Annotated in this window: 22 protein-coding genes; 13 read left to right on the top strand and 9 right to left on the bottom strand. The window is 75.6% G+C overall.

Annotated elements, in window-relative coordinates; translation table 11 throughout:
- Positions 1–126 precede the first annotated feature (126 nt).
- Positions 127–933: a Nif3-like dinuclear metal center hexameric protein gene (locus CFLA_RS01595; RefSeq protein ID WP_013115567.1), complete on the top strand. Its 807-nt coding sequence runs from the start codon at positions 127–129 to the stop codon at positions 931–933.
- 71 nt (positions 934–1,004) lie between these two features.
- On the opposite strand, the gene CFLA_RS01590 is transcribed toward CFLA_RS01595, so the two are convergent.
- The 3 genes from CFLA_RS01590 to CFLA_RS01580 all read right to left on the bottom strand — a co-directional run bounded on the left by CFLA_RS01590 (position 1,005) and on the right by CFLA_RS01580 (position 3,578).
- Complete coding sequence (locus CFLA_RS01590) at positions 1,005–1,598, bottom strand: sugar O-acetyltransferase (RefSeq protein WP_013115566.1); 594 nt, start codon at positions 1,596–1,598, stop codon at positions 1,005–1,007.
- A 163-nt stretch (positions 1,599–1,761) separates the two neighbouring features.
- Positions 1,762–2,271, bottom strand: coding sequence for a hypothetical protein (locus CFLA_RS01585; RefSeq protein ID WP_148234263.1), 510 nt, complete (start codon positions 2,269–2,271; stop codon positions 1,762–1,764).
- Between the two features lie 50 nt (positions 2,272–2,321).
- Positions 2,322–3,578, bottom strand: a complete 1,257-nt coding sequence (locus tag CFLA_RS01580; protein ID WP_013115564.1) for a cold-shock protein — start codon at positions 3,576–3,578, stop codon at positions 2,322–2,324.
- A 117-nt stretch (positions 3,579–3,695) separates the two neighbouring features.
- On the opposite strand from CFLA_RS01580, the gene CFLA_RS01575 reads away from it, so the two are divergent.
- Together CFLA_RS01575 and CFLA_RS01570 are read left to right on the top strand one after the other, a co-directional pair.
- Positions 3,696–4,103 (top strand): RidA family protein, encoded by a 408-nt coding sequence (locus CFLA_RS01575; RefSeq protein WP_013115563.1) that lies wholly within the window; start codon positions 3,696–3,698, stop codon positions 4,101–4,103.
- An 80-nt stretch (positions 4,104–4,183) separates the two neighbouring features.
- The gene (locus tag CFLA_RS01570) at positions 4,184–5,602 is read left to right on the top strand and encodes an ATP-binding protein (RefSeq protein ID WP_013115562.1); all 1,419 of its coding nucleotides are present in this window, start codon (positions 4,184–4,186) and stop codon (positions 5,600–5,602) included.
- A gap of 5 nt (positions 5,603–5,607) precedes the next feature.
- On the opposite strand, the gene CFLA_RS01565 is transcribed toward CFLA_RS01570, so the two are convergent.
- Positions 5,608–5,847, bottom strand: a complete 240-nt coding sequence (locus CFLA_RS01565; protein ID WP_222836770.1) for a hypothetical protein — start codon at positions 5,845–5,847, stop codon at positions 5,608–5,610.
- Positions 5,848–5,966: 119 nt separating this feature from the next.
- Positions 5,967–6,539: a TetR/AcrR family transcriptional regulator gene (locus CFLA_RS01560; RefSeq protein WP_013115561.1), complete on the bottom strand. Its 573-nt coding sequence runs from the start codon at positions 6,537–6,539 to the stop codon at positions 5,967–5,969.
- Positions 6,540–6,599: 60 nt separating this feature from the next.
- Here CFLA_RS01560 and CFLA_RS01555 point away from each other — a divergent pair, with 60 nt between their 5' ends.
- The 3 genes from CFLA_RS01555 (at position 6,600) to CFLA_RS01545 (ending at position 9,187) form a co-directional block, all read left to right on the top strand.
- Positions 6,600–7,736: an FAD-dependent monooxygenase gene (locus tag CFLA_RS01555; RefSeq protein WP_013115560.1), complete on the top strand. Its 1,137-nt coding sequence runs from the start codon at positions 6,600–6,602 to the stop codon at positions 7,734–7,736.
- Positions 7,737–7,829: 93 nt separating this feature from the next.
- Entirely contained in the window at positions 7,830–8,687 is an 858-nt protein-coding gene (locus CFLA_RS01550; protein WP_013115559.1) for a DUF4253 domain-containing protein, read from the top strand.
- Between the two features lie 281 nt (positions 8,688–8,968).
- Entirely contained in the window at positions 8,969–9,187 is a 219-nt protein-coding gene (locus tag CFLA_RS01545; RefSeq protein ID WP_013115558.1) for a PLDc N-terminal domain-containing protein, read from the top strand.
- Positions 9,188–9,267: 80 nt separating this feature from the next.
- Here CFLA_RS01545 and CFLA_RS01540 read toward each other — a convergent pair whose 3' ends face one another.
- Positions 9,268–9,720, bottom strand: a complete 453-nt coding sequence (locus CFLA_RS01540) for a hypothetical protein (RefSeq protein WP_013115557.1) — start codon at positions 9,718–9,720, stop codon at positions 9,268–9,270.
- Between the two features lie 69 nt (positions 9,721–9,789).
- Here CFLA_RS01540 and CFLA_RS01535 point away from each other — a divergent pair, with 69 nt between their 5' ends.
- The 6 genes from CFLA_RS01535 (at position 9,790) to CFLA_RS01510 (ending at position 14,301) form a co-directional block, all read left to right on the top strand.
- Entirely contained in the window at positions 9,790–10,653 is an 864-nt protein-coding gene (locus tag CFLA_RS01535; protein WP_013115556.1) for an aldo/keto reductase, read from the top strand.
- A gap of 68 nt (positions 10,654–10,721) precedes the next feature.
- Positions 10,722–11,399, top strand: a complete 678-nt coding sequence (locus tag CFLA_RS01530; RefSeq protein WP_013115555.1) for a helix-turn-helix transcriptional regulator — start codon at positions 10,722–10,724, stop codon at positions 11,397–11,399.
- Entirely contained in the window at positions 11,396–11,938 is a 543-nt protein-coding gene (locus CFLA_RS01525) for a hypothetical protein (protein WP_013115554.1), read from the top strand. The genes CFLA_RS01530 and CFLA_RS01525 overlap by 4 nt, the downstream gene beginning before the upstream one ends.
- Before the next feature lie 54 nt (positions 11,939–11,992).
- Positions 11,993–12,448 (top strand): DUF1905 domain-containing protein, encoded by a 456-nt coding sequence (locus CFLA_RS21150; RefSeq protein ID WP_013115553.1) that lies wholly within the window; start codon positions 11,993–11,995, stop codon positions 12,446–12,448.
- A gap of 79 nt (positions 12,449–12,527) precedes the next feature.
- Positions 12,528–12,992, top strand: a complete 465-nt coding sequence (locus CFLA_RS01515) for a DUF3237 domain-containing protein (RefSeq protein WP_013115552.1) — start codon at positions 12,528–12,530, stop codon at positions 12,990–12,992.
- 7 nt (positions 12,993–12,999) lie between these two features.
- Positions 13,000–14,301: a flavin-dependent oxidoreductase gene (locus CFLA_RS01510; RefSeq protein ID WP_013115551.1), complete on the top strand. Its 1,302-nt coding sequence runs from the start codon at positions 13,000–13,002 to the stop codon at positions 14,299–14,301.
- Between the two features lie 84 nt (positions 14,302–14,385).
- Here the strand turns inward: CFLA_RS01510 and CFLA_RS01505 are convergent, their stop codons facing one another.
- From CFLA_RS01505 to CFLA_RS01495, 3 genes are read right to left on the bottom strand one after another with little or no spacing between them, the layout of a single operon-like run.
- Positions 14,386–15,606 carry an FAD-dependent oxidoreductase gene (locus CFLA_RS01505; RefSeq protein WP_013115550.1) on the bottom strand — a complete coding sequence of 407 codons (1,221 nt, stop codon included), beginning with the start codon at positions 15,604–15,606 and terminating at the stop codon, positions 14,386–14,388.
- A complete protein-coding gene (locus CFLA_RS01500) occupies positions 15,603–17,726 on the bottom strand; it encodes an acetate--CoA ligase family protein (protein ID WP_013115549.1) in 2,124 nt (707 codons plus the stop codon). The genes CFLA_RS01505 and CFLA_RS01500 overlap by 4 nt, the downstream gene beginning before the upstream one ends.
- Positions 17,723–18,580: a fumarylacetoacetate hydrolase family protein gene (locus CFLA_RS01495; RefSeq protein ID WP_013115548.1), complete on the bottom strand. Its 858-nt coding sequence runs from the start codon at positions 18,578–18,580 to the stop codon at positions 17,723–17,725. Before CFLA_RS01495 ends, CFLA_RS01500 begins: the two co-directional genes overlap by 4 nt.
- A 201-nt stretch (positions 18,581–18,781) precedes the next feature.
- Here CFLA_RS01495 and CFLA_RS01490 point away from each other — a divergent pair, with 201 nt between their 5' ends.
- Positions 18,782–19,738 (top strand): PaaX family transcriptional regulator, encoded by a 957-nt coding sequence (locus tag CFLA_RS01490; protein WP_013115547.1) that lies wholly within the window; start codon positions 18,782–18,784, stop codon positions 19,736–19,738.
- Positions 19,739–19,757: the final 19 nt, after the last annotated feature.

Genomic DNA, 19,757 nt, shown 5'->3' with positions numbered 1-19,757 from the left:
CCTCCGGGACGTCGGGACGTAGGGACGTAGCGAGCACCTTGCGGTCGGACCACGCCCGAGGCAACGCTGCGAAACGTTTGCCGTGACGCCCTGGCGCAGCCCCGTGACGCGGTTAGGGTGGCCCGCGTGACGATCACGGCACGGCAGGTGGTGGAGCGGCTCGACGCGCGCATCGGCGCACCCGGGCGGGAGACGACGGTCGACGGGTTCCTCGCCGGCGACCCCGACGCGCCGGTCCGCGGGGTCGCCGTGACGATGATGGCGACGCTCGACGTGCTCCGCACCGCCGCCGAGCGCGGGCTGGACCTCGTCCTCACGCACGAGCCCCTGTACTTCGACCACCACGGAGCGTCGGACGCGACCTTCGAGGCCGAGGGCGACCCGGTGTACGCGGCCAAGAAGGCGTTCGTCGCCGAGCACGGGCTCGTCGTCCACCACCAGCACGACGCGGTGCACGACCGCGAGCCCGACGGCATCCTCACCGGCACCGCGCGCGCCCTGGGCTGGCTCGACGCCGAGCGCGCGGGCGACCCGGGGATCTACGACCTGCCCGCCACGACCCTCGGCGAGCTGGCCGCGCACGTCGCCCGGTCCCTCGGGGCGCGGGCGCTGCGGTACGTCGGCGAGCCGGGCACCCCGGTGTCGACCGTCGGGCTGCAGCCCGGGTTCTGGGGCTTCGAGCTCAACCGGCACCTGCTCGCGCGGCCCGACGTCGACGCCGTCGTCGTCGGCGAGGCGCACGAGTGGGAGACCGTCGAGCATGCCGTCGACGCGGTGGCCGCGGGCCTGAGCGCCGGCCTGGTCGTCGTCGGCCACGTGCCCTCGGAGCAGGAGGGCATGGTGGAGCTCGCCGGCTGGCTCGCCGAGGCCGTGCCGGAGGTGCCGGTCGAGATGGTCCGCACCGCCGACCCGTTCCGCACGGTCACCAGCTGAGACGCGGGGTCACGCTCGGGTCGTCGGCGAGTCCAGCAGGCCGTCGCGCGTGGCCACCCGCCGGTGCCGCGTCAGGCCTGCTCGCCGATCTGCCGCACCACGCGCGCGGGGTTGCCCACCGCGACGACGTCCGCCGGCAGGTCCTTGGTGACCACCGCCCCCGCGCCGACGACCGTGTTGTCGCCGATCGTCACACCGGGGCACACGATGACGCCCCCGCCGAGCCACACGTTGTCGCCGAGCGTGATGGGCTCGGCCGCCTCGAGCTTGTCGCGGCGCGGCTCCGGGTCGACCGGGTGGGTGGGGGTCAGCAGCTGGACGTTCGGGCCGATCTGGCAGTCCTCGCCGATGGTGATGGCGGCGACGTCGAGCGCGGTGAGGTTCGAGTTGACGAAGGTCCGCGCGCCGATGCGGATGTTCTCGCCGTAGTCGACGAACAGCGGCGGCTTGACGTAGGCACCCTCGCCGAGCTCGCCGAGGAGCGCGACGAGGTGCGCCCGGGCGTCCGGCTCCCCCGCGGCCTCGGCGCGGAGGTACTCGTACGTCAGCCGCAGCGCCTCCTTCGCGATCCGCTCGCTGTCGGGGTCGTCGGCGATGTAGAGGTCCCCGGCGAGCATCCGCTCACGGTTGGTGCGGGGGTCCCCGGCGAAGTAGTCACGAACCATGCGTTCGAGCGTAGGCGCCGCCGACCGCCGTCCGCGGATCGGCCCGCCGGGCTCGGACCCGTCGGCCTGCCCGCTCGGCGGGACGACTGCACCGCGACACCGGGCTGAGTCGAGTCACCGCACCCGATGAGCGACCTGAGCCCGGTCTCGCGCACGGGCCGTCTCAGGAGTCGGGACCGGGAGTCGTCGACGACGTCGAGGGCCGGGGCGACGCGGCATCGGCGGCCACCTCGTCGGAGGCAGCAGCCACCGGTGTCTCGGTGGCCCCCGACCGCCTGCGGTTCCTGGCCGCGAGCGCGACCGTCAGCGCGCCCGCGACCACGGCGGCGGTCGCCCACCCGGCCGCCGTCGGCGTGGCGGTGGAGCCGGCGAGCGCCGCGACCACGACGCGCACCACGACGGCGGCGACGACGACCACCGCGCCCAGGAGCACCCGCCAGTCACCGGCGTGTGCGCGGCGTGCGACCGCGGCGGCGACGCCCGTCGCCACCGCGACGCCCAGCACCGGCGGCGCCCCGACCATGAGCGCGAAGTCCCACCCGAGCTGCCCGCTCGGCAGGCCGGCGGCCTTGCTGTTCTCCTGCGCGATCTCGTCCGCCATCACCACCAGCCAGATGACGCACGGCACCGCGACCAGCGCGAGCAGCGCGGTCGAGACGAGGTACACCGCCACGGCCCGCACCGGTCCACCGCGACGGCGGGCCGGCGCCTGGGCGGCCGAGGTCACCAGCGGTCGGACCGGCGGTCCTGCGACGGACGGTCGCCCCGCGGACCGCCGCCGCGCGAGTCACCACCCTGCGACCCACCTCGGTACCCGCCACCCTGCGAGCCCCCGCGGTACCCGCCACCCTGCGAGCCACCGCGGTACCCGCCACCGCGCGAGTCACCACCGCGCGAGCCGCCACGGTCGCCGCCGTACGAGCCCCCGCCGTCCCCACCGCGCGACCCGCCCCGGTCGCCGTACGACCCCCCGCGGTCCCCGCCGCGCGACCCGCCCCGGGGCGCGTCGTACCCGCCGCGCCCGCGCGGCGCACCACCGGCGCCGACCAGCTCGACGCGGTCCGCCTGCGGACCGCGGTCGCTCTGGCGCACCTCGTACCGGACGCGGTCACCCTCCTCCAACGGCTCGTCGCCGCGGACCACGGACACGTGGACGAACAGGTCGTCACCACCCGCGTCGGGGCGGATGAAGCCGAAGCCGCGGTCGGCGTCGTAGCGCGCCACGGTCCCCTCGCCCCCGCGCACCGGAGCGGCGGAGCCACCCGGGCGACCGGCGGGCCGCCCACCACGCGGTGCGGGCGCCGAGCGGGGTGCACCACCGACGAGCCGGATGTCGCGCGCCTGCGGGCCCTTCTCGCCGTCGACGACGTCGAACGTCACGCGGTCACCCTCGACGAGCTCCGACAGGCCCCCGACCAGGGACTTCGCGTGCGCGAACACGTCCTCGCCACCGTCGTCGGGCGCGACGAAACCGAAGCCCTTCTCGGCGTCGTACCAGGTGACGGTGCCGTCGGCGCCGTCGTCGCCCGCCGGCTGCCCGGCGGGCGCGGCCTGCGCGCCGAGCGGCAGCAGGTGGTCCGCCTGCGGGCCCTTCTCGCCGTCGACGACGAGGAACGCGACCCGCTGCCCGTCGTGCAGCACCCCGCCGCCGACGACCGCCGAGCTGTGCACGAAGATCTCCGCGCCGCCGCCGTCGGGCGTGAGGAAGCCGTAGCCCTTGGCGGGCTCGTACCAGGAGACGGTGCCGAGCTGCCCGAGGGTCGCGTCGGCGGCGACGTCGCCCGTGACGCGCACCTTACGGGCCTGCGGGCCGCGGTCACCCTCGCCGAGCTCGTACTCGACCTCCTGGCCCTCGCGGAGCACGCGCGGCTCACCGATGATCTCGGACGCGTGGACGAACAGGTCCTCGGCGTCGTCACCGAGAGCGAGGAAGCCGAAGCCCCGCTCGGCGTCGAACCAGCGGACGGTGGCCTGGGGCACGGTGACTCCTCGATCGGTACGGCGGGTGTGCTGAGGTCCAGTGTCCCCCGGTCGGGCGGTGGTGGGCGACGCGGGAAAGGTCGGGCTCGTCACGCGTCCAGCCGCCAGAATGGCGCGATGACCGCGCCTGCCGTGACCCTCGTCCGCTCGGAACGCCTGGCCGCCGCGCCCTACGCGTACGCGGCCCTCACCGCCCCCGGGGGTCTCGTCCTCACGGCGGGCGCGTGCCCGCTCGACGCCGAGGGCCGCACCGTGGCCGTCGGCGACGTGGCCGGGCAGGCCCGGCAGGTCGTCGCGAACCTCGTCGTCGCGCTGGAGGCCGCGGGCGTGGGCCTGACGGACGTCGCGCGCACGACGATCTACGTCGCGTCGTCGCGCCGCGAGGACCTGGGCGCCGTGTGGGACGTGGTCAGCGCCGCGTTCGGGGACCACGACGTCCCGAGCACGCTGCTCGGCGTGGCCGTGCTGGGGTACGAGGACCAGCTCGTCGAGGTCGAGGCGGTGGCCGTGCGCCGACCGGCATGATGGCGTCGCCCGACGGCCGCTACTACCATCCATGATACTATCACCGATGCTAGTTCCATCGATGGAAGCATGGTGCGGCCGTGGGGTTCGTGGGACGTGAGCGCGAGCTGGAGGACCTGCGCGCCCAGTTGCGCGCCGTGGAGACCGGGGCTCGCGACGCCCGCGGGACCGCCGTCCTCGTGCGTGGGCGACGGCGCGTGGGCAAGAGCCGCCTCGCCGAGGAGTTCGTCGACCGGACCGGCGTTCCTCACGTCACGTTCCAGGCTGCACGTCACGCACCCGTCGGCCAGGAGCTCGCCGGGATCGCCGAGGCGATCGCCTCCTCGAACCTGCCGGGTGCCGACCTCGCAGCCGGCAACACCCCGGCGACCCTGACGGCGGCACTGACCCTCCTGGCCGCGGCACTGCCGGACGACCGGCCGAGCGTCGTGGTCCTCGACGAGGTGCCGTGGCTCCTCGAGGGAGTCCCCGGAGGCGCGGGCGAGCTCCAGCGGGCGTGGGACCGGGCACTGTCCCGCAAGCCCGTCCTGCTGCTCCTCCTCGGGTCCGACCTCGCGATGATGGAACACCTCACGCAGGCCGACCAGCCGTTCCACGGACGCGCGGTCGAGATGATCCTGCACGCGCTGTCCCCGAGCGACGTCGCACGCATGACCGGCCTCGCCGGCGCCGACGCCGTCGACGCCTACCTCATCACGGGCGGCCAGCCGCTCGTCGCACAGGAGTGGCAGCACGGCGAGACGCCCGACGCGTTCCTGGCGCGGTCGTACGCCTCACCGCTCTCCGCGCTCGTCGCCTCGGGCACCCGCGTCCTCGACTCCGAGTTCCCCGAGGGCGAGCTCAGTCGGCGCGTCCTCACTGCCATCGGTGACGGCGAGCGCACGTTCTCACGCATCCAGGCCGCCGCGGGCGGGCTCCAGCCGTCCTCCCTCCACCGAGTGCTGACGACACTCGTCACCAAGCGCGCCGTCGCGATCGACTCCCCGCTGTCGGCCGCCCCGTCCCGGGAGACGCGCTACCGCATCGCCGATCCCGCACTCCGCTTCTGGCTCCCCTTCGTCGAGCCCGCGCTGAACGAGGTCGACCGAGGCCGGCCCGACCTGGCGAGGGGACGCGTCGCACGGTCGTTCCCCGCGTGGCGCGGCCGCGCGGTCGAACCGGTCGTGCGCGAGGCGGTGCACCGGCTGCTCGTCGACACGAGGTGGGCGGGCGTCCACGAGGTCGGCGGCTGGTGGCCGCGGACGAACACCCCGGAGATCGACCTGGTCGGTGCGGACGCCCGGCCCGCGAACCGCATCGCGTTCGTGGGGACGACGAAGTGGCGCACGAACCGACCTGTGAGCAGGAGCGAGATCGCCAGGCTCGTCGCCGACGCGCAGGCCGTCCCCGGCGTCACGCCGGACACCCCGCTCGTCGCGGTCTGCCCGGCGGGGGTCGAGGCCGGCGCCGACGTCGCCGCGTCCTGGACCGCCGAGGACGTCCTGCGCGCCTGGCCCTGACCGCCTCACTCCATCCGGAACGCACGCTCCAGCAGGTCGACGCCGGGCTGCAGCACGGTGCCCCCGCGCCCTCGCACGCGGACACGGCCGGCGATCTCGTCGGTCGTCAGGTAGCCCGCGTCGGCGGCGGCGTCGCAGAACACGACGCGCACGGCCGGGACGTCGCGCGCGGCGGCGAACGACGCGATCGTGCCGAGCGCCTTGGCGAGCAGCGTGCGGCCCATCGACCCCGACGTGCCGAGCACGACGCCGAACGTCCAGCGCTGGACGGGGCCGCCCCGGCACCCCCGTATTCACGCGGAACCCTCCGCCCGGCGCAGCACCCGCGCGGCCCCCACCGGGCCGGGTGGGGCGGGGCTCGGCGTCAGGCGAGGGCGGAGCGCACCAGCCAGCGGGCGAGGTCGAGGAGCTCGTCGCGGTCGACGGGCACGGAGGACAGGTAGCCGGCGATGCGCTCGAACAGCGCGCCCTCGATGGCGGCGACCAGCCAGGTGGCGCGGCGGTGCGGCTCGGGTGCGCCGAGCCCGGCGAGGACGTGCGCGACGGCCTCGCGGACGGCCAGGCCGCCGCGGTGCAGCGACTCCGCGAGATCCGGGTGGCGGCGCGACTCGAGGAACAGCTCGTACCTGCCGAGGTGCCGGGTGCGGTCGGTGGTGGCCCAGCGGTGCAGCACGTCGGCGAGGACGCCCGCGAGCTGCTCCTCGTCGGCGGCCTGCAGCAGTGGCGCCATGGCCGCGATCTCGGCCTCGTCCTGCCGCACGAGGTCGTCGACGCAGGCGTCGAGCAGCGCCGCCCGGGTGCGGTGGTAGTACGAGGTCGACCCGGGCGGCAGGCCTGCCGCCTGGTCGACCGCGCGGTGGGTGAGGCCACGTGCGCCGTGCTCGGCGAGGACCGCGAGCGCGTGCCGCGCCACGAGGCGCCGGCGGTCGCTTCCCATCGCTCGAATCTACCTTCGTTGAATCTTGGCGCACTTCCTCTACACCTGTAGTGTCTCTGCATGGCACCGACCGCAGCGCCCCCGTCCGCCGCCGTCGTCGGTGCCGGCATCGGCGGCCTGGCCGCGGCCGTCGCGCTGCGCCGCGCCGGGTGGGAGGTGACGGTCCACGAGCAGGCGCCGGCGCTGCGCGCGCTCGGCGCCGGGATCGTCCTGTCCCCCAACGCGGTCCACGCGCTCGACGCCCTCGGCCTGCACGACGCGCTCCGCGACCACGCCGCCCTGCTCGCCACCTCCGCGATCCGCCGGCCGGACGGGCGCACGCTCGCGACGCTCGACGGCGCGCGGGTCGCCACCCGGCACGGCGCTCCCCTCCTGGCCGTCGGCCGCGCCGAGCTGCACACGCTGCTCGCCGACGCCCTCGAGCCGGGCGTCGTGCGGTGCGGCTCGCAGGTCGCGGACGCCGCAGCGCTGACCAGCACCCACGACCTCGTCGTCGCCGCCGACGGCCTCCGCTCGCCGACACGCACCGCGGGGTGGCCCGCCGCTTCGGCTCCCGTGTACGCCGGTTACACCGCCTGGCGCGCGCTCGTCCGCACGGACGTGCCGGTCACCGGCGCGTCCGAGACGTGGGGGCACAGGGAGCGGTTCGGCGTCGTCCCCGTCGGCGACGGGCGGCTGTACCTGTTCGCGACGGCGACCGTGCCGCAGGGCACGCACGCACCCGACGGCGCGACCGAGCTCGCCGAGCTGCGGCGCCGGTTCGGGCGCTGGCACGCACCGGTCCCCGCACTCCTCGACGCCGTCGACCCCGCCACCGTGCTGCGTCACGACGTGCACGCGTTGCCACGGGTCCCCGCGACCCTGCACCGCGGGAACCTCGTGCTCGTCGGCGACGCCGCCCACGCCATGGAGCCCAACCTCGGCCAGGGCGCGGGCCTCGCGCTCGAGGACGCGGTCGCCCTGGCGGACGAGCTCGCGCGCGGCGGTGCGACCACCGACGCGCTCGCACGCTGGGACGCGGCGCGACGGCCCCGGGCCGCCCGCCTGCTGGCCTTGTCGGCGCGGCTCGGGCGCGTCACCCAGCACGTCGGCCCCGTCGCGGGCGCGCTGCGCGACGCAGCCGTCCGCGCGACGCCCGCCGCGTTCGCGCTGCGGGGCACGGACCGGACGATGGGTTGGCGGCCGCAGGCCCGGTGAGCCGGGCGAGCGGCGGGCGATCGGGCCGCAGCGGACGGGTGACGCCGGTGCGGCCGTCCGCACGTCGCCGCCCCGCAGTGGTCTGATGTGCGCATGGGCTGGTGGAGCAACCTCTTCGGCAGGACCCCGGAGCGTGGGCCCGCACCGGGCGCGGCCGCGCGTGCCGACGCGGCCGACGTGGCGGCGACCCACGTGGCGGCGACCCACATGGCAGCGACCGTGCGGGAGCCCGGTGAGCGGCCGCCCACCCGCGTCCTGGGCGTCACGTCCTCGGGTGTCGAGGTGCGCGGGTTCGACGCGCCGGCCGGCGAGCTCGTCGCGTGGTGGCACCGCCTGCGTGCCGAGCACGCGACCACGGGCCTGTGGCCCGTCCTGCTGGGTGCCGACGCCCCGACCGACATGACGTCGGCGCTCACGCCGGAGGACGACTACGACGACGCCGACGCGCTACGGCGCGCGACCGCGATGACGCTCCGCGAGCTCCAGGAGCTGCGGGCGGAGCGCCTCGCGCGCTGGCGCGAGGCGGACTCGGAGGACGAGGATGAGCGGCCCGGCGACAGCGCGCCGCACACGGTCGAGCACCGGGAGCCCGTCGTCACCGTCGCCGAGGAGGACGGCGTCATCGCGCTCGTCCCCGCTGCCCACGGCTGGCAGGTGCCGGTGATCCTCGGCTGGCAGGGGGGCGTGAACTATGAGCTCGAGCCCGTCGACCACGGCGTCGTGCTGCGCGACTGGCACGAGCGCTACGGCGCCGAGCTGGTCGCGATGAGCGGTGACCAGGTGCTCGAGCTGCTCGTGGACCGGCCCCCGACGACGCCCGCCGAGGCGCTCGCCGTGGCGCGCGAGCAGTACGACTACTGCGGCGACGTCGTCGACCAGGGCGTCGGGACGATCGAGGCCCTCGCGCGCGAGCAGGCGGGCTCGGCGTCCTGGTACTTCTGGTGGGACTGACCGGGCGGACGGGACCGGCCCGTCAGACGCGCACCGCCAGGAGGTACTGACCGCCGCCGGGCTCGACCTGCGTCGTCACGTCCAGGTCGGGCGCGAACCGCGACAGCCGGTCGACGGACCAGGCCGCGGCCTGGTCCGCATGACGGTCGCGGCGACTTGACGACGGCGCTCGAGGACCTGCAGGGTCCCCACGGGATCGGGGCATCACGGAGAGGTGCCGCGCTGTGCGTCGCCCCGCGCTCTGGCGGTAGTGGCCTGCGGCCGACGCTTGGGAGGCAGCGATGTTCGTGAACGTGTCCTACACGCACCCGGTGATCCTGGTGACGTACCTGGCGCTGACCATCTGGGCGCTGGTGTCGATCTGGCGGCACGGGCGGGCTGACACCGGGCAGAAGGTGATCTGGACCATCGTCGTCGTCGCCGCGCCCTACATCGGCGCGCTGGTGTGGGCGGTCCTCCTGGCAGTCGGTTCGAGGCGCAGGTCGACGTCAGGCGCCTGACGTCGTTCATGCCAGTGGGCCCCGGGGTTCGACCTCGGGGCCCACTGGCGCGTCTGCCCGGGCGGGGCGGGGGTGACCCGTCAGACGCGCACCGCCAGCAGGTACTGACCGCCGCCGGGCTCGACCTGCGTCGTCACGTCGAGGTCGGGCGCGAACCGCGACAGCCGGTCGACGAGCCACGCCGCGGCCTGGTCCGCGTCGTCACGGCTGGGGCACCGCGCGACGACCTCGCGGCCCGGCTTGCGCCGCAGCCGCTCGACCGTCTCGGCGATGGGCGCGGGGTCGACGACGAACAGGTCGGGCGACCACGGCACGACGGGCCGCACCGCACCCTTGCGGGTGTTGCACGCGCGGTGCGCGAGCCGCTCGGTGACGGCCGCGCCCTTGCCCTTGCCCTTCGACGCCCGCGCCGGGACGACTGCGTCCACGCTCGGGCCGAGGTCGGAGTTCACCGACGCGTCCGGGTCCACCGGCTCGTCGCACAGCCAGCAGCGCCAGCCGTCCCGGTCGCCGACCTCGCTCAGGTTGCTCATGCGCGCACGGTAGCGGGTGCGCGGCGGGTCCCACGTGCGCGGGCGGCGCCGCAGGGGTGTGATGAGCAGATGCAGACACGACACATCGCCGACGTCCCCGTGAGCGCGATCGGCCTCGGCGGGATGCCCATGTCCATCGAGGGCCGCCCCGACCGCGAGCGCTCGGTCGCCACCATCCACGCCGCGCTCGACGCGGGGGTCACGCTGATCGACACCGCGGACGCGTACCACCTGCACGCCGACGAGGTCGGGCACAACGAGGAGCTCATCGCGGAGGCGCTGCGCACGTGGTCCGGCGACACCTCGTCGGTCCTCGTCGCCACCAAGGGCGGGCACCTGCGCCCCGGTGACGGCTCGTGGACGCTCGACGGCCGGCCCGAGTACCTGAAGCAGGCCGTGCAGGAGTCCGCGCGCCGGCTCGGCGTCGAGGCGATCGGCCTGTACCAGTTCCACCGTCCCGACCCGGCCGTGCCGTACGAGGAGTCGGTCGGCGCGATCGCGGACCTGCTCGACGCGGGCACGATCCGGCTCGCGGGCATCTCGAACGCGAACCCGGAGCAGATCCGGCTCGCGCAGGACATCCTGGGCGGGCGCCTGGCGTCCGTGCAGAACCAGTACTCCCCCGCGTTCCGGTCCTCGCAGCCCGAGCTCGACCTGTGCGCTGAGCTCGGCATCGCGTTCCTGCCGTGGAGCCCGCTCGGCGGCATCGCGAAGGCGGGCGAGCTGGGCGCGAGGTTCGGGGCGTTCTCCGAGGTCGCCGACGCGCACGGGGTGAGCCCGCAGCAGGTCGCGCTCGCGTGGGAGCTCGCACAGGCGGACGTCGTGATCCCGATCCCGGGTGCGTCCCGGCCGGCGTCGATCCAGGACTCCGTCCGGGCGGTCGAACTCCGGCTGACGAGCGACGAGCTGGAGCGGCTGGACGCGGCGGGCTGACGCCTGCGGGCGCGCGTGGCCCGGCGCACGGATATATCTCTCACTTTCCGAGAGATAGGATGGCCCGCATGGCCGGCGCCGCCACGCTCTTCCGCTCCGACGTCCAGAGGGACGTGCTGCGCGACCTCGTGCTGTCCGCCGACGGCACCCGGACCGCCGCCGACCTGGCGCGCAGCACCGGGCACCCCCCGTCGTCGGTCGCGCGCGAGGTGTCGCGACTCGTCGACGCCGGGCTCGTGAGGACGACACCGCGGGGCCGTCGCCATCTGCTGAGCGTCGACTACACCGACCCGTTCATGGCGGCGGTGCGGGACGCCTTCGCCGCCGAGTCCGTCATCGCCGCCGAGCGCGGCCGCGCCACCCGCTGGTGGTCGACGATGCCCGAGGTGGCCGGACGTCTCCGCGACGCCCTCGCGGACGGCGACACCCCGTGGGCGACCCGCCTGCTGTGCGACGCCGTCAACCAGATCCCCCTCGTCGCGGCGCTCGGCGGGCTCGACCTCATGCTCGCCGCGCCCGGCACCACGGGCGACGAGCGCTGGGACGCGCTGCTCGCCGGCGCGGTCCGCTACCGGCTGCGGCTCCTCGACCTCCCCGCGCCTGCCTGGACGGCACGCGACCCCCTGCCCGCGTGGTGGTGGCCCGGCGGCCGAGGTGCCCGTGCGGTCCTCGCGATGCAGAGCACACCGCCCGAGCTCTCGCGCCTCGGCATCTGGTTCGACGCGCGGAACTTCACGACCGCGTGACCCCCGATCCCGCGCTGACCCGCGACGACATCCACCGGCTGCTCACCGAGGTCGGCGCCTACCTGCACGTGCGCGGCTGGACGGCCACCGTCTACGTCGCCGGCGGCGCCGCGATGTCCCTGCTCTTCGACGGGCGTACCTCGACGCGCGACATCGACGCGGTCTTCCGCTCCGACCGCGGGCAGCTCGACGCCGCGGTCCGCGACGTCGCGACCCGTCACGGCCTGCCGATCGACTGGCTCAACGACCGCGTCGCGCGCCTCACCCCGACCACGGCCGACCCGGGCGCGACCGAGCTCGTGGTCCCCGGCCTGCGGGTGCTGGTCTCTTCCGAGCGCCACCTGCTCGCCATGAAGATGCTGGCGGGGCGTGAGCGCGACGTCCCCGACCTGGCGCTGCTCTTCGAGCGACTGGGCATCACGACCCCCGCGCACGCCGTGGCGATCACCGAGGAGGTCTTCGGGGACACGTACCCCGTGGACCGGCCGCCCGTCGAGTACCTCGAGGCGCTCGCAGCAGACGTCCTCGACGCCCTCTGACGACCGGGGCCCGTCTCGGTCGTCGGTGTCGCACCCCGCTGCCATGCTCGTCGGGTGGAGCTGCGGTTCTCGGGCGAGGTGATCTGGTGGCGCGGGCCGGCGCCGTACCACTTCGTCGTGCTGCCCGAGCCGGAGGCGGAGCGGTTGCGGGCCGTCGCGTCGCGCGTGACGTACGGCTGGGGCTGCATCCCCGCGACGGTGACGCTGGGCGGCACGACGTTCACCACGTCGATCTTCCCGAAGGACGGCGGGTTCCGGGTGCCGCTGAAGACGGCTCCTCGTCGCGCGGAGGGTGTCGAGCCCGGGGACGACGTCACGCTCGTCGTGGTCGTCACGGACCCCGACGCCCCGGACAGCACCAACCGGACCGACGTCCCCCGGGACCACGAGGTCGGCGCCACGGCCCCGCCGCGCACCCGCCCGCGGCACGACCCCGCGGACGACGACGACTACTACGACCCCGCGGACGACCCGCCGACGGGCACGGCGGCCCTGCCGCCGAGCGGCTGACCCACCGCCCCTCCTCCGACCGGACGGCCCGTCCGCGCGCCGCATGAGGTACTTTGCACCGGACCGTCGAGGAGGACACGTGCTGGCACTGCAGCCACCGAATGTGCAGCCCTTCTGCACCCTCGAGGTCGAGCTCGCGCCGATCATGGACCTGGGCCTCGGCCGGTTCGCGCAACGCCGCATCGTCCCCATCGTCGGCGGGCGTGTCACCGGCCGGGTCACCGGCACGATCCTCGACCTGGGTGCCGACTGGCAGACCGTCGCGCACGACGGCGTCGCCGAGCTCGATGCGCGCTACGCCTTCGAGACCCCGGACGGCGCGATCGTCGAGGTGCGCAACACCGGGTTCCGGTACGGCCCGCCCGAGGTCATGGCGCGGCTCGCGGCGGGCGAGCCGACGCCGCCGGAGTCGTACGTCATGCGCTCGACGGCGCGGCTCGAGAGCGGCCACCCGGACTACCGGTGGCTCAACCGGATGGTGTTCGTCGGCACGGGGGCGCGCGACGCGAACGCCGTGCAGATCGACCTGTACAGCGTGGGATGAGGACGCCGTGACGGAACCGCAGGTCATCATCGCGGGCGGGGGCATCGGCGGTCTCGCCGTCGCGCTGACGCTGCACGAGCTGGGCGTGGACTTCGTGGTGCTCGAGGGCGCGCGCGAGCTCGCACCGCTGGGCGTGGGCATCAACCTGCAGCCCAACGCGGTGCGCGAGCTCGGCGACCTCGGCATCGGCGAGGACGTGCTCGACGGCATCGGCGTCGCGGCACGCGAGTGGGCGCTCGTGGGCCGCAACGGTCAGGACATCTACAGCGAGCCGCGCGGGCGGCTCGCCGGGTACCGGTGGCCGCAGTACGCGCTGCACCGCGGCCGCCTGCAGATGCTGCTGGCGGACACGCTGCGCGAGCGCGCCGGCGACGACGCGATCCGCCTCGACCACCGCGTCACGGGGTACGAGCGGCACGACGACGGCACGGTGACCGCCGTGGGGCAGCGCGCCGACGGCACCACGTGGCGGCAGCACGGCGAGCTGCTCGTCGGTGCGGACGGCATCCACTCGGCGGTGCGCGCGCAGATGCACCCCGACCAGCCGCCGATCCACTGGGGCGGCACGATCATGTGGCGCGGCACCACGCAGGCCGCGCCGGTGCGCACGGGGGCGTCGTTCGTCGGTCTCGGATCGGCGCGCCAGCGCGTCGTCGTCTACCCCATCTCCCCCGCCGACCCCGCGACGGGCCTGGCGACGGTCAACTGGATCGCCGAGCTGCGCGTGGACGACACCGGCAGCCGCCAGGCGGACCGCTGGTTCCGCCAGGTCGACGTCGAGGAGTTCGCCCACCACTTCGCGGACTGGACCTACGACTGGATCGACGTGCCGGACCTGCTGCGCCGCGCCGAGGTCGTCTACGAGAACCCGATGATCGACCGCGACCCGGTGCCGACGTGGCAGGACGGGCCGGTGCTGCTCATCGGCGACGCGGCGCACGCGATGTACCCGACGGGCTCCAACGGCGCGAGCCAGGCGATCATGGACGCGCGCCTGCTGGGTGCCGCGATGCTGCGGCACGGCGTGAGCGCCGACGCGTTCGCCGCCCTCGACGCCGACCTGTGCGGGCCCATCGGTCAGCTCGTGCTGCGCAACCGCGGCGACGGGCCGTTCGGGCTGCTCGACCTGGTCGACGAGCGCTGCGGCGGCGAGTTCGACGACATCGACGACGTGGTGCCCGAGCTCGAGCGCAACGCGTTCATGGCCGGCTACAAGGCGGCCGCGGGCTTCGCGATCGAGCAGCTCAACACGGCACCCCCGACGATCCCCGCGGGTGCCCGCGTGACGGCGGCGGTCGACGCGGTCTGAGGGCGTGAGGCGTTCGGGACACCCCACGCCCCCACGCTGCACACCCCGGCGCACACCGACCCCGTGCGCGCCCGGTGAGCCCGCTCAGTACCGGTAGACCGTCTCCGCGCGGTGGACGCCGCGCGGACCGTACGGCGCCTTCTCGAGCCACTCCGACGCGCTGCGGTCGTCCGGTGCACGCTCGGCCGCCGCCGCGATGCGCTCCGCCGTGGCCGCGTCGGGACGCAGGTGCGCCAGGGCCTCACCGGCGGCGTCGCGGTTGAACAGCGCCGCCGAGCGGCGGGCCAGCGCGAACGCCTCCACGGGCGCGCGCGCTGCCGCGCCGGACGCGCGTGACGCCGCCGCGACGGCGATCGCCGCGGCCTCGGCGTCCGGCACCCCGGAGTTGAGCCCGCGCGCGCCGAAGGGCGCGAACAGGTGCGCGGCCTCGCCGACGAGCAGCACGCGACGGTGCGGGTCGGCGAAGTCGTGCGCGACGAGCTGCAGGAACTGGTAGGTGGACACCCAGGTCGTGCGCTCGGCGTACCCGGGCGGCAGCACGGCGTCGAGCCACTCGCGCACGCCCGCGGGCGACGCGAGCTCCTCCGGGTCGTCGCCGTCGACGAGCTGCAGGTCTACGCGGTACCCGCCGGCGAACGGCACGATCAGCACGTTGCGGCCGTCGACGGCCGGGTGGGCGTAGTGGAAGTGCCGCTCGCGCGGCAGCGTCGGCTCGTCCTTCTCGGCGACGTCGACGACGACGTACCAGCCCTCGTCGCGCGTGCCCTCCATGCGCGCACCCACCTGCTTGCGCACCACGGACCGCGACCCGTCCGCCCCGACGACGTACGGCGCCTCCCAGCGCCGGCCCGCGGCGGTGGTGACCACGACCCCGTCGTCGGTGGCGTCGACCTGCGCGACCTCCTGGTCCCACGCGAACGTCACGCCGGCCGCGAGCGCACGCGCGTACAGGTACGCCTCGATCTGCACCTGCGGCAGGCTCGTGAAGTGCGGGTACACGTCCGCCGGCGGGTCCGGGTACGTCTTGGCGTAGACCTCCCGGCCGCCGTGGAACGTGCGCTGCGTGTTCCAGTACACGCCGTGCCGGTACAGCTCGGCGCCCAGCCCGGGGCTGATCCGGTCGAGGATCTGCAGCGTCTGGCTGTGCGTGAAGATCGCACGGCTGCCGGGGCGCTGCCGACCCTCGGGCCCGGCCTCGAGCACCGTGACGGGCAGGCCGTACGCGCGCAGGGCGAGCGCCGCCGTCAGGCCGACGGGTCCGGCGCCGACCACGAGGACGTCGGGCTGGAGGGTCGGGCCGGTCATGAGTCGCCTCCCGGGAGGGTCGCAGGGTCCGCGACGACGAGCGCGTCGAGGACGACGGGCCCGTCGGCGGTCAGCCGGACGGGGTTGAGGTCGAGCTCGGTGACGTCGCCGTAGGTGGTGACGACGTCCCCGACGGCCCGCAGGACGTCCGCGAGCGCCGCGACGTCGACGGGCGGTGCCCCGCGGAACCCGTGGAGCACGGCCGGAGGCAGGGCGCGGACCATCTCGTGCGCACGCTCGGCGGACAGGGGCGCGAGCCGCAGCACGGGCTCGCCGCCGAGCTCGGCGGCGACACCCCCGAGGCCGAGCAGCACGACGGGCCCGAAGACGGGGTCGCGCACGGCGCCGACGATGAGCTCGGGGCCGGGCGCGGCGAGCTCCTCGATCAGGTAGCGGCGGGGAGCCCTGACGTCCGGTCCGGCACCGTCGGTCGCCCGGTCGTCCGGGTCCGCGCCGCGCGGGATCGCGTCGATCGCGTCGAGCGCCCGGTCCAGCCCGGCGTCGTCCCGCACGCCGACGTGCACGCCGCCGACGTCGGACTTGTGCGGCACGTCGGCCGCGAGCACCTTGACCACGGCCCGCCCGCCGCCGTGCACGAGGTCCGCGAGCGCCGCGTGCGCCTGCGCACGATCGGTGGCGACGTGCCGCCGCGGCGTGCGCAGCCCGTGGCCCTCCAGGAGGGTCTTGGCCTCGTGCTCGTCGAGCGTGCGGCCGACGGTCCGCGTGGGGGCGACGGGTGGCGCGTCGTGGACGGCACGGACCTGGGCGTCGGCGGCGACGGCGGCCAGCGCGGTCGCGAGGTCGCCGGGTCCGGCGAGCACGGGGACGCCGACCGCGTCGAGGCAGTGGCGGCGCTCGGCGAGCGCGTCGGCGGGGCCGCCGCTGGCCAGCAGGACGCGCCCGGCCAGCGGCGCGAGCGCGGCGGCGGGGTCGAGCGCCCCGGGCTCGTCGAGCGCGTAGACGCCGACGACGTCGACACCCGGGTCGTCGAGGACGGTGCGGACCACGGGGCCGAAGGTGGGTGACGGGCGGCCGGTGTCGACCGGGTTGCGCTGGAACGTCAACGGCGGGAGCAGCTGGGCGAGCCGCAGCTGGGTCGCGTCGGTGAGCGGCGGGAGCGCGACGCCGCGCGCACCGAGGGCGTCGGTGACGACGAGCCCCGGCCCGGCCTGCCCGGTGACGAGGCCGACGCCGATCCGTGCGGCGGCGGGCAGCCGGACGCTGCGCAGCGCGACGAGCGCCGCGACGAGCTCCTCGAGGCTGTCGACGACGACCGCGCCGGACTGCTGCAGCGCGGCACGCGTCACGGCGTACGAGCCGGTGAGCGCGCCCGTGTGCGAGCGCGCGAACTCCGACACGTCGGACCGGCCGACCTTGAGCGCGACGACGGGCTTGCGCGCGGTGGTGCGGCGCAGCGCGGCGAGGAGCGCGGGGCCGTCGGCGACGCCCTCGACGTGCAGTCCGACGGCCGTGGTCGCGTCGTCGAGCGCGAGGTGGTCGAGCACCTCGGGGAAGTCGACGTCGACGGCGTTGCCCAGCCCGACCCCCAGGCGCAGCCCGACGCCTGCGCGGGCCAGCAGGAACGCGAGCGCGAGGTTGACGCCGCCGGACTGCGCGACGAGTCCCACGGTCCCGGGCGGGAGGTCGGCCACCGCGGGCATGAAGTTGGCGGTGGTGCGGTCGACCGGGTTGACGAAGCCCGACGTGTTCGGCCCGAGCAGCCGGATGCCGGCCTCGCGCGCCACGGCGACCACGCGCTCCTGCACGCGCGCGCCCGCCGGCCCGGACTCGGCGAACCCGCCCGCGCACACCACGGCGGCACGCGTGCCGGCCGCGCGCGCGTCCTCCAGGGCGCCCGGCACGGCGTCCGGCGGCACGACGAGCACGGCCAGGTCGACGTCCGACGCCTCGCGCAGCGACGGGATGACAGCGCGCCCGAGGACCTCGCCGCCGCGCGGGTTGACAAGGTGCAGCGTGCCGGGGAAGTCGCGCAGCGCGCGCACCATCGCGTGCCCGGCCTTGTCCGGGGCGGCCGACGCGCCGACGACGGCGATGCTCGCGGGGCGGAACATCGCGTCGAGCGACGCCGCGCCGTGCGCGCGGGCGGCCGTGGCCGTCACCGCGGGCCCGGCCGCTCGGCGTAGGGGATCGCACCCTCGTCGGTCACGCGGACCTCGAGGCGCCCGAGCCCGCTGATCTCGACCGCGACGCGCTGCCCGGCGGCGATCGGGCCGACGCCCGCGGGGGTGCCGGTGGCGATGACGTCGCCGGGATGAAGCGTCATGACGTGGCTCGTGTACGCGATCAGCTCGGCGACGTCGTAGAGCAGGTCGGTGGTGGACGCGTGCTGCCGCAGCTCGTCGTCGACCCAGCAGCGCAGCTCCAGCGCGCCGGGGTCGGGGACCTCGTCGGCCGTGGTGACCCAGGGGCCGAACGGCGTGAAGGTGTCGAAGGACTTGCGGGTGGAGCGGTCCTCGCCCGCGCGGACCGTGATGTCGAGGACCGGGGCGTAGCCGAGCACGTGGTCGAGCGCGCGCTCCGGCGGTACGCGCGTGGCAGTGCGGCCGATGACGACGCCGAGCTCGCCCTCGTGGTCGGTGCGCACGTCCGTGTACGGCAGGCGGACGTGCTCGTTCGGCCCGATGACCGAGGAGGTCGCCTTGAGGAAGACGCCGTAGTCGGCGATGGTCCGCTGCTCGGCCATCTCCACCTGGTGGTCGCGGTAGTTGACGGGGGCGCCGACGACCTTGCCGGGCCGCGCGAGCGGTGCGGCGAGACGGGCGGGGTCGAGCGGCTGCGCCGGCAGCGCGTCGAGGTCGATCGCCAGCAGCCCGTCGAGGGTGCCGCCGCGCTCGAGGAACGCGAGGAGCGGGCCACCGGGCCCGGGGGTCAGCCCGAGGGCATCGGTGAGGTCGACCGCGTGGTCGCCGCGGACGGCGAGCAGGCGGCGGTCGAGGGTGCTGGCCAGCTTCATCGTCAGGTGCTCCCGGTGCTCACGTGTGACACACATATGAGCGGGCGGCGTACGATATGTCAAGCATCGCTTGCCCGGTACCGACGCGCGCGCGGGTGATGATGAGGCGGCACGACCGCCCTGAGGTGCAGAGCCGGAGGTGCAGAGCCGGAGGTGCAGAGCCGGACGTGCAGAGCCGGACGTGCAGGAGAGGAGCCCGCCGTGGCACGCAGCGAGGACGCACGCACGCCCCGCACCCGCGAGGGGTCGCCCCCGAGCCTGCTCATCACGCTCCTGGGCGACTACTGGTGGGGCCAGACCGACCCGCTGCCGTCGGCCGCGCTCGTCGACCTGCTCGCCGACTTCGGCGTCAGCGACGTCGCCGCGCGCGCCGCCCTCAGCCGCATGGTCAAGCACGGCCTGCTCGTCTCCGCGCGCAGCGGGCGCCACACCTTCTATGCCATGACGCCGCGTGCGCAGGGGATCATGCGCGCGGGCGCCGAGCGCATCGTGCGGTTCGGCGTCGACGACGGCACCGGCTGGGACGGCCGCTGGAGCCTCGTCGCGTTCTCCGTGCCCGAGGCCAACCGCGCGGCGCGCGAGGCGCTGCGCACGCGGTTGCGGTGGTTGGGGTTCGCACCGCTGTACGACGCGCTGTGGATCTCCCCGCACCCGCGGCACGACGAGGCGCTGGCCGAGCTCGGCGCACTCGGTGTCACGCGCGCCACCGCGTTCGTCGCGACGTGCCCGCCGCTGCCCGCGGCCGCCCTGGCGCCCGAGAGCGCGTGGGACCTCGACGGCCTCGCCGAGCGGTACCGCACGTTCGTCACGACGTGGGAGCCGACCCACGCCGCACTCAGCAAGGGCGCCATCTCGCCCGTCGACGCGCTGGTCAAGCGCACCGAGCTGATGGACGCGTGGCGCGCGTTCCCCGGCGTCGACCCCGACCTGCCGCGGCGGCTGCTGCCCGCCGACTGGCCGCGGGACCGCGCGCGCGACCTGTTCCTCGAGACGTACGAGCAGCTCGGCGCGCCCGCGTCGGTGCGCGTGCGGCAGGTCATCGGCGGTTACGCACCCGCGCTGGCGGACCGGGTCGTGCAGTTCTCGGTGCTCGCCGACCCGCCCGGCCCGCGGCCCGCGGTCGGCACCGCGCAGGCCGCGGTCCCGGCGGGCGGCTGACCGCCCGCCGGGACCCGGC

Origin of the sequence: Cellulomonas flavigena DSM 20109 (assembly GCF_000092865.1) — a bacterium.
GTDB classification, from domain to species: Bacteria; Actinomycetota; Actinomycetes; order Actinomycetales; family Cellulomonadaceae; genus Cellulomonas; species Cellulomonas flavigena.
Note: the sequence above shows the minus strand (reverse complement) of the source record. Positions and strands in the feature narration are given on the sequence as shown.